This is a genomic window from Bradyrhizobium sp. USDA 4474 (genome assembly GCF_054057515.1).
In genome coordinates, this window is the sequence record NZ_JBSRZJ010000002.1 from 31,485 (window position 1) to 46,444 (window position 14,960).

The 14,960-nt window shown below is 64.3% G+C and carries 14 protein-coding genes and 3 pseudogenes; 5 read left to right on the plus strand and 12 right to left on the minus strand.

All coding sequences use genetic code 11. The features are described from left to right. Nucleotides 1–4 precede the first annotated feature (4 nt). Nucleotides 5–829 carry a tetratricopeptide repeat protein gene (locus ACVW16_RS01815; protein WP_456703707.1) on the minus strand — a complete coding sequence of 275 codons (825 nt, stop codon included), beginning with the start codon at nucleotides 827–829 and terminating at the stop codon, nucleotides 5–7. Further along, nucleotides 816–2,540 (minus strand): dihydroxy-acid dehydratase, encoded by a 1,725-nt coding sequence (ilvD, locus tag ACVW16_RS01820; RefSeq protein WP_456703708.1) that lies wholly within the window; start codon nucleotides 2,538–2,540, stop codon nucleotides 816–818. Before ilvD ends, ACVW16_RS01815 begins: the two co-directional genes overlap by 14 nt. Nucleotides 2,541–2,942: 402 nt before the next feature. Between ilvD and ACVW16_RS01825 the strand changes: the two genes are divergently transcribed. The 3 genes from ACVW16_RS01825 (at nucleotide 2,943) to ACVW16_RS01835 (ending at nucleotide 5,470) form a co-directional block, all read left to right on the plus strand. Further along, nucleotides 2,943–3,221 (plus strand): metal/formaldehyde-sensitive transcriptional repressor, encoded by a 279-nt coding sequence (locus ACVW16_RS01825; protein ID WP_456703709.1) that lies wholly within the window; start codon nucleotides 2,943–2,945, stop codon nucleotides 3,219–3,221. 5 nt (nucleotides 3,222–3,226) lie between these two features. Continuing rightward, nucleotides 3,227–4,291: a nickel/cobalt efflux transporter gene (locus tag ACVW16_RS01830; protein ID WP_456735236.1), complete on the plus strand. Its 1,065-nt coding sequence runs from the start codon at nucleotides 3,227–3,229 to the stop codon at nucleotides 4,289–4,291. A gap of 120 nt (nucleotides 4,292–4,411) precedes the next feature. After that, the gene (locus tag ACVW16_RS01835; protein WP_456738593.1) at nucleotides 4,412–5,470 is read left to right on the plus strand and encodes a Cj0069 family protein; all 1,059 of its coding nucleotides are present in this window, start codon (nucleotides 4,412–4,414) and stop codon (nucleotides 5,468–5,470) included. Here the strand turns inward: ACVW16_RS01835 and ACVW16_RS01840 are convergent, their stop codons facing one another. From ACVW16_RS01840 to ACVW16_RS01855, 4 genes and pseudogenes are all read right to left on the minus strand, one after another. After that, complete coding sequence (locus ACVW16_RS01840; RefSeq protein ID WP_456735238.1) at nucleotides 5,471–5,674, minus strand: CbtA family protein; 204 nt, start codon at nucleotides 5,672–5,674, stop codon at nucleotides 5,471–5,473. It abuts the gene before it with no gap. A 160-nt stretch (nucleotides 5,675–5,834) separates the two neighbouring features. Beyond that, a complete protein-coding gene (locus ACVW16_RS01845) occupies nucleotides 5,835–6,056 on the minus strand; it encodes a hypothetical protein (protein WP_456703712.1) in 222 nt (73 codons plus the stop codon). Nucleotides 6,057–6,513: 457 nt separating this feature from the next. Beyond that, nucleotides 6,514–7,074 (minus strand): cytochrome b, encoded by a 561-nt coding sequence (locus ACVW16_RS01850; RefSeq protein ID WP_456735239.1) that lies wholly within the window; start codon nucleotides 7,072–7,074, stop codon nucleotides 6,514–6,516. Next, nucleotides 7,074–7,923 (minus strand): annotated as a pseudogene (locus ACVW16_RS01855) (fumarylacetoacetate hydrolase family protein). Before ACVW16_RS01855 ends, ACVW16_RS01850 begins: the two are co-directional and overlap by 1 nt. Before the next feature lie 381 nt (nucleotides 7,924–8,304). Between ACVW16_RS01855 and ACVW16_RS01860 the strand changes: the two are divergent. Further along, nucleotides 8,305–8,910: pseudogene (locus ACVW16_RS01860) on the plus strand (GntR family transcriptional regulator). Between the two features lie 22 nt (nucleotides 8,911–8,932). On the opposite strand, the gene ACVW16_RS01865 reads toward ACVW16_RS01860, so the two are convergent. From ACVW16_RS01865 to ACVW16_RS01875, 3 genes are all read right to left on the minus strand, one after another. Beyond that, complete coding sequence (locus ACVW16_RS01865) at nucleotides 8,933–9,145, minus strand: hypothetical protein (protein WP_456703716.1); 213 nt, start codon at nucleotides 9,143–9,145, stop codon at nucleotides 8,933–8,935. Between the two features lie 246 nt (nucleotides 9,146–9,391). After that, nucleotides 9,392–9,568 (minus strand): hypothetical protein, encoded by a 177-nt coding sequence (locus tag ACVW16_RS01870; RefSeq protein WP_456703717.1) that lies wholly within the window; start codon nucleotides 9,566–9,568, stop codon nucleotides 9,392–9,394. A gap of 104 nt (nucleotides 9,569–9,672) precedes the next feature. Further along, the gene (locus ACVW16_RS01875) at nucleotides 9,673–11,409 is read right to left on the minus strand and encodes an adenylate/guanylate cyclase domain-containing protein (protein WP_456735241.1); all 1,737 of its coding nucleotides are present in this window, start codon (nucleotides 11,407–11,409) and stop codon (nucleotides 9,673–9,675) included. Between the two features lie 311 nt (nucleotides 11,410–11,720). Here ACVW16_RS01875 and ACVW16_RS01880 point away from each other — a divergent pair. Then, nucleotides 11,721–13,911, plus strand: a pseudogene (locus ACVW16_RS01880) (lytic transglycosylase domain-containing protein). A gap of 77 nt (nucleotides 13,912–13,988) precedes the next feature. On the opposite strand, the gene ACVW16_RS01885 reads toward ACVW16_RS01880, so the two are convergent. The 3 genes from ACVW16_RS01885 to ACVW16_RS01895 are packed head-to-tail and all read right to left on the minus strand — an operon-like array spanning nucleotide 13,989 to nucleotide 14,904. Next, entirely contained in the window at nucleotides 13,989–14,330 is a 342-nt protein-coding gene (locus tag ACVW16_RS01885) for a hypothetical protein (protein ID WP_456703720.1), read from the minus strand. Beyond that, nucleotides 14,327–14,515 (minus strand): hypothetical protein, encoded by a 189-nt coding sequence (locus ACVW16_RS01890; protein ID WP_456703721.1) that lies wholly within the window; start codon nucleotides 14,513–14,515, stop codon nucleotides 14,327–14,329. Before ACVW16_RS01890 ends, ACVW16_RS01885 begins: the two co-directional genes overlap by 4 nt. Further along, on the minus strand, nucleotides 14,512–14,904 hold the full coding sequence (locus ACVW16_RS01895; protein ID WP_456703722.1) for a hypothetical protein: 393 nt from the start codon (nucleotides 14,902–14,904) through the stop codon (nucleotides 14,512–14,514). Before ACVW16_RS01895 ends, ACVW16_RS01890 begins: the two co-directional genes overlap by 4 nt. Nucleotides 14,905–14,960: the final 56 nt, after the last annotated feature.

Genomic DNA, 14,960 nt, shown 5'->3' on the forward strand with positions numbered 1-14,960 from the left:
CGGATTACTCGCGGCGGCCCTGCACCCATTGCTCCAGCATTTGCAGGCACATGGCACGGTCGTCGTTCGACGCCTTGGCGAAGGCGCGGTTGTAGTTTTCCTTGATCCAGATCTCGTCGGCGCCGGCGCTGTCACGCGCGAGCGTCAGCCACATCAGGCCGCGCGCGGCCTGCCGCGGCAGGCGGTCGCCGTTGAACAGCATCTGTCCAAGCAGCGCCTGAGCCTCGTGCTGGCCCTTCTGGGCGGCAAGGCCGAGCCAGCGCGCGCCGTAGCGGAAATCCTCGCGCGAGGCGTCCGGCGTCTTCAGATACAGCCGGGCGAGATCGTATTGGGCATCCGCGTTGCCGAAATAGGAGGCGGCATAGGAGAACATCTCCCGCGCCCTGTCCGGGTCGGCCTTGACCTTCGAGTTCGGGATGCCGCTCAGATAGTAGCGGCCGAGCGCGACGAAGGCATTGGCCACGACCTGCGCCTGCGGCGCCGACGGGCTGTCCTCGGCATGCGCATTTGCGATCCGGGTGAAATAGTCGAAAGCACGCACATCGTCCTGGGCCACGCCGTCGCCGCTGGCGTACATGCGGCCGAGCTTCCACTGCGCAATGGGGTGACCGCCCTCGGCGGCATATTGCAGGGCGCTGAGCGAGCTCTCCGGGGTCGCGACCGGCGGCACGGACTTGCGCACAGTTCCTGCGGACCCCGGCAAACTGGTCACGACGGGAATGGTCGCATCTTTCGGATTGACCGGCGCGCCGTCAAAGGCAAGCGCCGGCGCGGCCAGCGCGACAGCCCCCAACACAAACGCAACTATGGCACGCCTAGATGTCCGCATAGCACTGTTTCTCGTGCGCGCCGCCTGGATGGGTTACTGCCCCATCGACCGCTGGTCCAACCTGCTGGGCATATTTCCAGAGCGCGCCCGACGTATGGTTAGTCGCGCGGGGGCTCCATTTGGTTTTGCGCTGAGCCAGCTCAGCGTCGCTCAAATTTACGTTAAGGATACCGGCAACGGCGTCGATCTCGATGATGTCGCCATCCTGCAACAATGCGATCGGGCCGCCGATCGCCGCCTCGGGCCCGACATGGCCGATACAGAAGCCGCGCGTGGCGCCGGAGAAGCGGCCGTCGGTGATGAGCGCGATCTTGCCGCCCATGCCCTGCCCGGTCAGCGCCGCGGTGGTCTGGAGCATCTCCCGCATGCCGGGGCCGCCCTTGGGGCCCTCGTAGCGGATCACGATGACTTCGCCTTCCCGGTAGGTGCGGTTCTGGACTGCCTCGAACGCGTCCTCTTCCCGGTCGAAGCACCTGGCCGGACCGGTAAACTTGAGGTTGGACATGCCCGCGACTTTCACGATCGCACCTTCTGGCGCCAAATTGCCCTTCAGACCGACCACACCGCCCGTGACGGTGATGGGCTTATCTGCCGGGTGCACCACGTCCTGGTGCGGATTCCACTTCACGCTTTTGAGGTTTTCGGCGATCGTTCGACCGGTGACCGTAATGCAGTCGCCGTGGAGAAATCCGTTGTCGAGCAGCGTCTTCATCAGAAGCGGGATGCCACCTACTTCAAACATGTCTTTGGCGACATAACGGCCGCCGGGCTTCAAATCCGCGACATATGGTGTCTTTTTGAAGATTTCGGCGACGTCGAATAAGTCAAACTTAATGCCGGCTTCGTGGGCGATCGCCGGCAGGTGCAGCGCAGCATTGGTCGAGCCGCCTGAGGCCGCAACCACGGCAGCCGCATTCTCCAGCGCCTTGCGCGTGACGATGTCGCGCGGCCGGAGGTTGGACGCGATCAGCTCCATCACCTTCTCGCCCGCGGTCATGCAGAATGCGTCGCGGATTTCATACGGTGCCGGGGCACCAGCGGAGTAAGGCAACGCAAGGCCGATGGCCTCCGAGACGGTCGCCATCGTATTGGCCGTGAACTGCGCGCCGCAGGCGCCCGCCGAGGGGCACGCCACGCGCTCGATCTCGTCGAGATCCTCGTCCGACATGGCGCCGACCGAGTGCTTGCCGACGGCCTCGAACATGTCCTGCACGGTGACCTGCTGCCCGCGGAAATTGCCGGGGAGGATCGAGCCGCCGTAGATGAAGATCGAAGGCACGTTGAGACGGACCATCGCCATCATCATGCCCGGCAGCGACTTGTCGCAGCCGGCGAGCCCAACCAGGGCGTCATAGGCGTGGCCGCGAACCGTCAGTTCAACGGAGTCGGCGATGCATTCGCGCGAGGGCAGCGAGGAGCGCATCCCGTCATGGCCCATGGCGATGCCGTCGGTAACGGTGATGGTGCAGAATTCCCGCGGCGTGCCGCCGGCCGAGGCAACGCCCTTCTTCACCGCCTGCGCCTGGCGCATCAGGGAGATGTTGCAGGGCGCGGCCTCATTCCAGCATGAGGCGACGCCGACGAAAGGCTGGTGGATCTGCTCAGTGGTCAGACCCATGGCGTAGAAGTAGGACCGGTGGGGCGCGCGCGCAGGACCTTCCGTCACGTGACGGCTCGGCAGCCTCTGCTTGATGTTGGTCTTGGCGTCCATCACACGAGTTTCCTTGCCCAACCCTTTCAGACCCGAAAAATCAGAGCCGCGATTTGAATCGACCTTGGGATTTTTTCGCCGCCTGCAAGGGACCAGCACAGCCCCGAAACATTCGAGTGATTTTATTCATGTTCGGGTGTGGCCAAAAAGCGGCGCTGATGCGAACCACCGGTGACGTCGGTTAAATCCCACAGGAATGTTGCAAGGGAAGCACAATCGTTACCGGGAAGACACGGGAGGTCCTACCGCGATACCTCGCAGGGGTGACAACGCACAATCTTGGATTTCATGACACGAGTAGCGCTCGCAATGTTGCGGCGACGACGCTCGGATCGTGATTCCGTCGGCACGGACACCCATCCATCGTTTGACAGCCATAGGGTACCCCCCTAACTTATCCGCATGTCTCACACGATCAAACACAAGTCGAAGCTCATCGGCCGCGTCAGGCGCATCAAGGGCCAGCTCGAAGCCGTCGAGCGCGCGCTCGAGTCGGAGATCGGCTGCGCCGACGTTCTGATGCTGGTGGCATCGGTGAAAGGCGCGATCAGTGGCCTGACCACCGAACTGCTGGAAGATCACATTCGCCATCATGTCGTGGATCCCGCGAACGAGAAGGATCCGGAGAAGGCCAAGGGCGCTGCAGACCTCATCGACGTCGTTCGAACCTATTTGAAGTGAACGCCATGACCGACCTGTCCTCTCTGCTCCAGCAGAGCAGCGCACATGCCTGGCTGTTCGTGCCCAGCGCCATCCTGCTTGGCGCGCTGCACGGTCTCGAGCCCGGCCATTCCAAGACGATGATGGCCGCGTTCATCATCGCCGTGAGGGGCACGGTGTTCCAGGCCGTGCTGCTCGGCCTGTCGGCGACCATCTCGCATACGGCGATCGTCTGGGCGGTCGCGCTCGCCGGGTTGTATTTCGGCCACGAACTATCGGGCGAACGCAGCGAAGCCTGGCTGCAACTGGTGTCCGCCGCCATCATCATCGGCATCGCCGGCTGGATGGTCTGGCGCACCTGGCGCGAGCAGAACCACGACCACGATCATCATCACCATCACGACGAACCGCAGTCCATCTCGCTCGCGGGCGCCTCGCTCCTGCTGGAGGTGTTCGAAGACGGTGTGCCGCCGCGCTGGCGTATCAGGAGCGGGAACGGCACGCTTCCCTCCGCCGATGAGATCACGGTGACCACCATCCGCGAGGATGGCGCGGAGCAAACATTCGCGTTCGCTGCGCACGACGGATACCTCCAAAGCGTCGAAGAGATCCCCGAGCCGCATGCGTTCAAGGCGCGCATTACACTTGCAGGCGACGCCACCGAGCGCCTGTTCGAAGAGCACGATCACGATCACATGAATCTCGGCGACGAGGACGACGCGCATGCCCGCGCCCATGCCGCGGACATCCGCAAGCGCTTTGCGGGGCGCAACGTCACGACGACACAGATCGTCCTGTTCGGTCTCACGGGCGGGCTGATCCCCTGTCCCGCCGCGATCACCGTGCTGCTGCTCTGCATCCAGCTGAAACAGTTCAGCCTCGGCTTTGTCCTGGTGCTGTCCTTCGGCATCGGGCTCGCGATCACGATGGTGTCAGCAGGCGTTCTGGCCGCCCTCAGCCTCCGGCATGTCGAACGCCATTGGAGCGGCTTCAGCCGCTATGCCCATCGCGCCCCCTACGTCTCGGCGGCCCTGATCGTCTTCGTCGGCCTCTACACCGGCTGGACCGGATTGCACGAGCTGATGGCTTGAGCGACTGACGTCTTGCGGTTTCCTCGGGATCCCGCATAGAATGCGGCCGAGGGGACAAGGCAGACTCCCCGTGAGACTTCGGTCCAAGTCTGCGCAGCACGCAATTCGTGGAGCTTGCGCATGGACCCAAAATCCTCTCACCGGTATTCGGTAGCCATTGTTTCGCGGGGCGACGCCGACGCGCGCCGCGACACCACCGTTCAGAACAGCCGCTTCGTTCGCGTTTTCGAAGCTCTCGCCGCCGCCGGCATCGCGGCGCAACCGGCGATCTACGACGAAAGCTTTGCCGATGCAGTCCGCGATCAACTGCTCGGTGTCGACGGCGTGCTGGTCTGGGTCGATCCGATCCATCAAGGCAAGACGCGCGCCGATCTGGATGCCCTGCTGCGCGACGTCGCGGCGCGCGGTCCGTGGGTGAGCGCGCATCCCGACGTCATCCTGAAGATGGGCGTCAAGGAGGTGCTGTACCGCACCCGCCATCTCGGCTGGGGCGCCGACACCCACCGCTACGAGAGCGTGGCGGCTTTCAAAACCGAATTTCCACAGCGCCTGCGGGCCGGCGGGCCGCGCGTGCTCAAGCAGAACCGCGGCAATGGCGGCCAGGGCGTCTGGAAGGTCGAGGCACTGCCGAACGCGCTTCCGACGGTTCGCGTATTGCAGGCGCAGCGCGGCAGCTTGCCCCAGGACATGCCGCTCGATGCTTTCCTCGCCCGATGCGAACCGTATTTCGGCTGGGGCGGCTGCATCATCGATCAGCCGTTTCAAGCTCGCCTGCCCGACGGCATGATCCGCTGCTACATGAGTGGAGCCGGCGTCGCAGGCTTCGGCCACCAGTTGATCAAGGCGCTGATCCCGCCGCCGACGGAAGGGCCTGACTCGCCCGAGGCCCAGCCGGGCCCACGCATCATGCACGGCCCGGACGCACAGCCGTTCCAGACGCTGCGGCGGCTGATGGAGGACGAATGGACGCCGCAGATGATGAAGCTGCTGGCCATCGACGAGGCCTCCCTGCCGGTGATCTGGGACGCCGACTTCCTCTACGGGCCGCGCGATGCCGACGGCGCCGACACCTATGTTCTCTGCGAGATCAACGCGAGCTCGTGTTTCGCGATCCCCGACGAGGCGCCGGCGGCCATCGCGCGAACCGTGCGCGAGCGGCTGGTGGGGGCCGGTCGATAGCTATTTCTCGAAACGGGCGAACACCGCGCTGGTCAGACCGCCGAGCAGCGTCCAGAACACCAGGCTCGTCACCGTCACCGCGGTGACGAACTGATGCGACAGCGATGACGGCACGTTGGTTTCAATATTGGCGAGATCAGGCGCGCCGATCAGGTGCGGCAGGATCAGCAGGATCACGGCCGGCGACGGCGCAGATCGCGCCATGACCGGTGATGGGAAAGACCAGCGACGCGATGTCGTCGCGCCAATGCACCTCGCTACTCAAGCTCACGCGCGCCACGTGAGCACCACGGATAATCGCACCACGGATCATCTCCTGGCGACAACCCTATCACAAGCATCGACGAATTCCGCCAGGGCGCAATCAGGGCCGCCCCCGCTCCGCGCGCGCCTTGATCTTGGCACGCTCGCCAGCATCCACGAGTTGACCAATGCCGGTGCGGCCCGTCAGCGCACAGCGGATAATGTTTTCGGCCACCAACCTGCGAAAGCCACGATCCTCGCCAGCGGGGCGATGGCGGCAAACCCGGTCCAGCGCCAGCTTCATGTTGATCCGTGTGCGGGTGTCGAAATGTTCGCTGATCATGCGCCCAGTCTCGGTGCGTTTGCTGTCAGGGCAGAAACGCCGCGAGGGGTGGTCGCGTTCCAACCCATGCTCGCCCTCTTGAGCCGAGACGGGCGTGCTAGACCCGACACCGGCGGGCTACGCCCGCCCTCTTGGTCGCTGGGCCTGGCTCCAGGCCGCGGTGACGTCTCGCGGCGGAACGTCGAGGCGCTTGATTGGGGTGAGCTCCCCGGAGGCGGAGATGATGGCGGTCTCTTCGCGTCGGCAGCGTGGGCACACGAAAAGCACCTCATGCGGCTGGGCCGACCAGCTCATCCGTTTCACATTGGCCGCCATCGGCCATGCCTCGCATTGCGAGCAAGACACCAGAAACCGACCGGGATCGAGCATACCCATTCCATAGGACTCCGTGTCCACCCCCCCTTCTAATGACTAACCCATGCCAATCGTTCCGGTGTCTTGGCACCGCCGCGCGCACTCAGCGCTCGCTGTTCCCCGGTCGCGGCCACATCCGCGCCAGCGTTCCATCCCGCATCACCACCGCGTGCCAGACGGTTGCCGCGATGTGCAAGGCCACGACGGCATAGACGAGCAGCGCCAGCGTGTCGTGCGCGACCTCCCCGGCATGGGCGATCTCAGGGCGTTCAGCCACCAGGCGCGGCCAACTGAACGTCCAGAAGTATTTCAACGAATAGCCGCCGGCCGCAGAGAATGTGTAGCCTGTGAGCGGCATCGCGAACAGGATGAGATAGAGCGCGACATGATTGAACCTTGCTGCGAAACGCACCAGCGCGCCGAACGACGATGGCTCGGGCGGCGCCTTGGTCGCCGCGCGCACCATCAGCCGCAGCACCGACAGGAACAGCAGCGTCATGCCGAGCGATTTGTGCAACTCCAGCAGCTCGCGGCGCGGTGACGTGCCTGGCGGCTGAAGCCCGCAATAGAGGCCGATCAGCATGGCTGCGATGAAGAGCACCGCCGTTGCCCCGTGAATCCTGCGCAGCAGCGGCGCGTAGGCCGTTGTCATTTCCAGGGACATCAGGCTTCGTCGGCAATTCGGTTACGAAGCAGGCCGACCTTGTCGATCTCGACCTCGACGACATCGCCGGCCTTCATCCAGATCGGCGGAGTGCGCCGGGAGCCGACGCCGCCGGGCGTGCCTGTTGCGATGACGTCGCCGGGCTCGAGCCGGGTGAATTGCGAGCAATATTCGATCTGGCGCGGAATGTCGAAGATCATCTGGTCGATCGTGGCGTCCTGCACCACCTCGCCGTTGAGCCGGGTCTGAAGCCGCAAGGGACCGATATCGCCGACCTCGTCGGGCGTCACGAGATACGGGCCGAAGCCGCCGGTCGCTGGAAAATTCTTGCCCGGCGTGAACTGGTGGGTGTGGCGCTGATAGTCGCGCACGCTACCCTCGTTGTAGCAGGCATAGCCGGCGACATGGCCCCACGCCTCTGCGCGCGAAATGTAGCGGCCGGGGCTTGCCGATCACGACCGCAAGCTCGCCTTCGAAGTCGAGCTGGGTCGAGACCTTCGGCCGGATGATGTCGGTGAGATGACCGGTCTGGCTGTTGGCGAAGCGGCCGAACACGGTGGGGTTCTCGACCTCCGTGCGCCCGGTCTCCTTGCGATGGTTCTCGTAGTTCAAGCCGATGCAGAGGATCTTGTCGGGGTTCGGGATCACAGGCAGGAAGGCAATCCTCGCCAGCGGATGGCGCTTGGCGCCTGCGGCAGACTTGGCCGCCTCGGCCAGGCTACCTGCCGCAATCGCCGATTTCAGGTCGGGGTAGCGTCCCCCAAGGACGGCGCCGAGATCGGCCACGCTGTCGCTGTCCACCAGGCCCCACGAGGCGGCGTTGTCGATTTCAAAGCTTACGAATTTCATGTGGTGCCCTTGACGTTGGGATCGGCCGTTCAGGCCGACGTGGCAGGAAGAATAGTAGCTGAAGACGCCGGCGAAGAGGTCTTCGCAAAACGCGCGATGGTCCGCTCCGGGAATATGAGTGCGAAGGCGGCAACCGCGCCGACGAACCTGGAGGCGGTGGTGCGCGGCTCCCGGCGCATGATCGATGCGGCCTTTCCAAACTCCTCCGTCAGGCCACTGCCCGGGCAGACCGGGCCTGGCTTTCTCGATCGCGGTTTCCTCACGCGATCATTCACCGTTTAATTGCACAAAAAATCCTTTGCAATTTACACATTTTTGGAATGCTGATCAGATGTATGTGATACCGAGCCGTAAGCTGAGCGAACAACGGAGACTTGAGCGGTGGACTTGACTGCGGCGCCCTCCTTGCCCGCGCCATCAACGCAGGCGAGCCATGTCTATGAGCGGTTGCGCGAGGACCTGCTGTCCGGACGCCTCGCCCCGTCGCGCAAGCTGCAGATGCGATTTCTGACAGAGGCCTATCAGACCGGTCAAACGCCGCTGCGCGAGGCGCTCAACACCTGACCGCCGACGGATTGGTCGAGGTCCGCGAGCAGCGCGGCTTCCACGTCAAGGATGTCAGCCGCGCGGAGCTTGCCGAGCTGACCAAGACGCGCTGCTGGGTCGAGGCGCTGGGGCTGCGCGAGTCCCAAGCTGCACCGCATCTACCACCACACCTTGATCGGCCAATGTGGTTCGCAATCCCTGATCACGTTCTGCGGCCGGCTTGCCGACCAGCTCTATCGCTACCGTCGGCTGTCGATCCGAAAGGCCTTTCCCTCGCGCCACGTCGCTGACGAGCATGCGGCGATCACGGATGCGGTGCTGAATGGCGATCCCGACAAGGCGGTGAAGTTGCTCACGGCGCACTACCAGCTAACGGCCGATGTCATTCTTCAGGACGAGGCCATTTTCCCGGAATTGCGGCGCGAGCCGGCACGCAGTTGATTGGGCGCGCCGCCCTTCATCCTCAGTGCGCGCCCCTCAGCGTGCAGGCCGTGGTGCACGTGACCGTATTGCCGTGGTCGCACGATTTGCAGGCGGCAACGCACTGGTTCATGTCGCGGGGATTGTAGGAGCCGTAGCTGCGCATCGGACAAATCGCAGTCGAGCCCGTGACGTCCTGCTCCTGGTTGCAGGCTGCCGTCAGGAACGCAAACAAGATCACCGCCAACAGACGCATGGGAGCAAACCATCAAACGAGCAACGTTCGCGGCAACGTTGCAGCGGCAACCTTGCCCCAGGCATTCCCACCGCCGGGAACCGCACGGCGCTGCTCCCTGCTTCCCCTCGAGGATGCAGCTCAATTATTAAGAACGGATTGCGACCGGGCGACTTCTTGCGATCAGACGGAAGCCCCTCATCGCGCCTCGCTCAGCCGGGAACCCCGGGCCACCTCGAGCGGCAGCCTTTTCAAGCGGCAGCCTTTTCAAGCGGCAGCCTTGGCCGCGATCGCCTGGCGCATGTCTACCGCGAGCTGGCGGTACTGCTCGCCGAGCCTCAGGTAGAATTCGCGCTTTTTGCTGTCGGTGGCGAGCTTGGCGATCAGTTCGCATTCGGCGGTGAGCGTCTCGAACCGCTCCAGCCTGTCCTCATGTTCTGTCATCGGCGTATCCCCATCAGACGCCTTAGGGACGGCAAACCTAAGCCCGGAAATTACGTCACGGCGAACATCGTTATAGGATAGAATCAATTATTCACGCGCGACGGCTATTTGCCGTCCATCCGCCAGGCGCCGTCCCAATCGGCCGCAGGCGGACTGGCCTCGAACTGCGCGGTGCGGGCGAGCATCGTGCGCGACGGGCCATCGCCGGGGATGCTCTCCAGCGCTGCGTTGAACGCGGTGCGTGCGTCGTCGAAGCGGCGCGCGCGATAGGCGGCAAGGCCCTCGGCGTAGCGCGCGCGCAGGCCCTCCTGTGCCTGATCAAGTGCAGCCGCCCGGCCCATCACTTCGAACACCGGCTGCGGCGTGTTCTGCCCCACCACGGCAAGGCGATCGATCTCGCGCAATTCGAGCCGCGATCCGATCGCCTCGGCCGTGGCCTGCGAGATCAGGATTCGGGTACCGTAGACCTTGTTGGCGGCCTCCAGGCGCGAGGCGAGATTCACGGCGTCGCCCATCACCGTAAAGCTCATCATCAGCTCGGAGCCGATGCTGCCGGTCAGGACCTCGCCGGTGGCAATGCCGATGCGCAGGTCGCAGGGTACCGGCATGGTGCGGATGCCGAGCAGATCCGGGAGTTGCTTCTGCAGCGCCGGCACCTGGTCGGCCATGTCGATCGCGGAGAAGCCCGCGAGCAGCGCCTGCTCGTCCTCCTCGATGAAGGGCGGGCCCCAATAGGACATGATGGCGTCGCCGATATATTTGTCGATCACACCGCGGTTGTGCCTGATAGGGCCGGACATCACGGTGAAATAGTGGTTCATCACCTTGACGAGGCCGCGCGGAGTCATGCCTTCGCTCATCGAGGTGAAGCCGCTCATGTCGCAGAACATGATGGTCATCACCCTGCGCTGACCGTCGATGGCGACGTCGGGCTTGTCGATCAGGCCCTGCACCACCTTGGGATCGATGTAGCGGCCAAAGGTCTCGCGAATGCGCTCGTTGTGGCGCAGCTGCTCGATCATGCGATTGAAGGCGGCGGCGAGCTGGCCGATCTCGTCTTGCGTCGAGACGGTGATGCTCTTGTCGAAGCGACCCGCCTCGACTTCGCGCGCCCCGGCAAGCAACAGCCGCACCGGACGCGTGATGCCGCTGCTGACGAGCAGCGCGAACACAAATCCAACCACGGCCGCCAGGATGGTGACGATGCCGGAGATAATCAGCGCCTGCCGCTGATGGCCGATCACCGTCGACGTACTCGCGAAGACCTGCTTGAGCATGTCGGCGCGGATCGCATCGATCCTCTGGTTGAACTGGTCCCTGATGACGTCGAGGTGCTCGAGCGTACCGCGCGCCTCCGGCATCTGCCTGGCATCAATCTGCTTGAGGAGCTTGGCGTGATCCTCGTTCATGCCGAGGCGCAGTTCGGTGACGGCAGTCTCGATGCGGGTGTCGATCCGCGCCAGCGCGGCATTGTCCGACGGCGTCCTGGTATCGTCGATGATCGCGTTGATCAGCTTTTGCGCGGCCGAGGTCTCTTCCTCGATCTTCCGATCGGCTTCCTCGAACTCGTGCAGCCGCGCGGCGTAGGCCTGCTCGTCCGTGGCGTCCTGCATCTTCACCATGACCATCCGCCGCAACGCCAGCGCGCGCTCCAGCGAGCGGATATTGGCGCGTGCCAGATCGCTATAGGCCGGGATGTAGCGGTTGGTCAGCTCGTCCAGGAGGATGCCGACCTGGCTCGACATCACCATCGACAGGATCGAGGTGACGAGCATCAGGACGATCAGCCCGAGGGCGATGCCGACGATCTTGCGCCGGATCGACTGGTTGAAAAGCGGCATGAGGTGCGGGCAAAGGGTGAAAACTGGTCCGGGAACTCAATACACCGGATTCCCCCGGGGGAACACGCGCAATCGAGACGCTCGCGGCGCTGGGAGCCACCCGCAACCGTCGCGCGAGGCCGGATCGTTAACAAAGGCTGAAGCCGCTGCGCCCTCCGCCGTGGCGGTTCCCAAGTTCCAATCCGTATTTTGCCGCATTGTTGCGGGAGCGTGAGCAGTGCGAAACGATGTTTTTTGGTGTCGTTCTTGATTCGCAAGCCGCATGTCGTCGCGGACCTTGGTTTGTAGTGGTTTCGCAGGGGGACCATCGAATGAACCAGTGCCTACGCTCGCTCGCGTGTGTCGTTGCCGTGGCCGCTTTGGCGCTCCTTCCCGCCGAGCTGGCGGCAAAGAGCGGCCACAAATCATCCGCGTCGAAGAAAACGCATGAGGCGAAGGCCGGAAAGCCGCGCCATGCCGCCGGCAGCCGGCATGGCAAACACGCCGAGGCCAAGCGCAAGTCGAAGAAGCCGGAGGTCGAGCCCGCCGACAAGCCAGCGCCGCCGGCGCTGACGGGCGACCTCGCAGCGCTGAAAGACGCCATCGACCTCGCGCGCAAGGGCAAGACAAAAAGACGATGACGCAAGCGCGGCGCGCGACCGCATCGCCGATCCCGCCGGACAAAAGCTCGCCGACTGGTTCATGCTGCGCCATTCCGAGAGCACTGCGCCCTTCAAGCGTTACGCCGCCTTCCTCGCCGCCAATCCGGACTGGCCGAGTGCTGCGCTGCTGCGCAAACGCGCCGAGGCGCGGCTGTGGCAGGAGAAGAGCGATGCCGCCACCGTGCACGCCTTCACGATGGACCGGCCGATCAGCGCCAAGGGCAATTTCGCGCTCGCGCGCGTGCTGATCGCTGAGGGCGATAGCGGCAGGGCCGCGCGTCTGGTGCGCGAGACCTGGCGCTCGGAGGAATTGTCCGAACGCAGCGAGGAAGATTCTTACGAAGCCTTCCACGATCTCCTGACCCCTGAGGATCATCGCGCCCGCATGGACATGCGCCTCGGGGCCAGGGATTACGCCGGCGCACGGCGGGCCGCAAAACGTCTCGGCGACGGCGCGCTCGCGATCGTCAAGGCCTGCGCTGCCGTCAACGGCAAGGCCGACAAGGCCAAGGATTATCTCGAGGACGTGCCCGCCGACGCACGCCGCGACCTCGGCTATGTCCTGTGCCGGGCGCAATGGCATCTCCAGAAGGACCACATCGACGATGCGGCCGAAGTGATCCTTGCAGCCGCGCCTGAGACGATGGCGGACCAGGACACCAACGCGTGGTGGCGCGAAAGGCGCCTGCTGGCGCGAAAGCTGCTCGACCAGGGCAAATTCAGAACCGCCTACGACGTGGTACGAACGGCCGCGGTGCCGGAGATGGAGGTCTATCGCGTCGACTATCACTTCATGTGCGGCTGGATTGCGCTGCGCTATCTCGACGATCCCAAAACCGCGATGGCGCATTTCGCGGCGATCGACGAAGGCTCCGCCAATCCGATTGCGTTGTCGCGCGCCCATTACTGGCGCGGCCGTGCGGCCGAAGCCATGGGAGCCACGGCCGATGCGCGCATGAGCTACAAGGCCGCCGCGCGCTATTCGACGGCCTATTACGGCCAGCTCGCCCGCGCCAGGCTCGGCCTCGATGGAATCGAGCTGCGCGCGCCCTCACCCGTGCTGGCCGCTGCCGACACCCCTCACGCGGACGAGCGCGTGCGCGCCGCCGACATGCTGTACGGCATCGGCGAGCGCGACGTGGTGGTCTACTACGCCGAGGATTTCGCCAAGGAGAGCACCGACGTCTCGGCGCTCGAAGCGCTCGGCGAACTCGCCAGACAACATAACGATGCGCGCGTCATGCTGGAGGTCGGCAAGTCGGCGCTGGCACATGGGCTCGCGCTCGACCATTACGCCTTCCCGACCATCGGCATCCCCGAGCACAAGCAGGTCGCGCCCGCGATCGAGACCAGCGTGATCTATTCGGTGGCGCGCACCGAGAGCTCGTTCGACCAGCACGACAAATCCGCCGCCAATGCCGTCGGCCTGATGCAGGTTACGCCGGAGGCCGGCCGCGACACCGCAAGGCGCTTCGGCGTGACCTTTGATTGGGACAGGATGGTTTCCGATCCCGTCTACAACACGCAGATGGGCGCAGCAGAGCTCAGCGCGCTTCTATCGGAATATCGCGGCAACCAGATCATGACCTTCGCCGGCTACAATGCCGGCCGCGGCCGCGTGCGCGAATGGGTGCAGGCGCACGGCGACCCGCGCGACCCCAGGGTCGATCCGGTGGACTGGGTCGAGCGCATTCCGCTTTCGGAGACGCGCAACTACGTCCAGCGCGTGATGGAGAACGTGCTGGTCTACCGCGCGCGGTTCGAGGGCAGCGGCATGGTCGCCGGCAAGAGCGACCAGCGCGTGGTGACACACGAAATCAGCGCAACAGCCCCCGTGGCTGCCGCAGCACCCGCTCCCTAGCCGGCGCCGCCGGGGCTGGACGCCGGCGCCATGCGGGATTGCGTTGCTGCGGCTTCCACGCGAGTGCGGTCGCGCAGCTAGGTGTCACCTCCCTCCGTCGTGATCAGCTCGCGACCGTCCAGATATGCGCCGGCCAAGGCTCTCGCGAAGGTCCAGCCCAGCATCGTGCAGCTCCAGCATGAGACGGCACTCAGGACCGCCAACATCTCGAACATGTTCCAGGCAGCCGGTCCCTTGCGCCCAGGCATCCACCACGGCGTCAACAGCGTCGCGAGTTCGCCTCGCCGATAGCAATCATAGTCACAGTAACGCAGCTGCGTCCGCGCGTGACGGACGTAGCCCGACTGGATCAACCGCGAGCATGTGCTGCACGTCGCCGCGCTTGACGGGGGCTCGTGATTGACCAGCACGAATTTCATGACGCCGCCCTCACGCGATCTTCCGCGAAGGTCTCGCAGAACAACGCGTAGCACTGATAATCGCAATACGGCAGACGGGTCGCCATATCGCGGAGATAGCTGCCGCCGATCGCCTCGCAGCACTGCATGCACCAGGTCTGCCGGGACGGGGTCCGGCCATTCACCAGCACGAAGGCGAATTTCATGTCGCACCTCCCAAGGCGAAGCAGTAGACGCTGTCCAACGGAGACAGTGCCGGCGGTGGGGCGCAAAGATGGTTTCGGCCGTCCGGATTATCCCTGTTGCGCTCGACTTTTTGCGGCGGAACCGGGATATATCTTCCGTCCTCCCTGCGCCGCGCATAGATCTGGCCGTCGACGTATTTGATGTCGGTCGGATAGCAGTCAGCGCTGTTGCAGCAACTGAGGCTCGGGTTGTCAGGCATGCGCCAGGTCGAATAGAATTTCTCGTGCAGCGCCTGGTCCTGGGGTGGATGCTGGCGATGAACGGCACCGTTTCCCGTCTCCTGCGCCTGGATTGTCGCGGTGGAGCAGAAGAGAAAGATCGAGCACAGGAGCTTGCATGAGCGGTTCAAGACATGGGCTCCCGGATCAGGCCTGGCGAAACGATGTCAGCTCTCTAGTTCAGTCT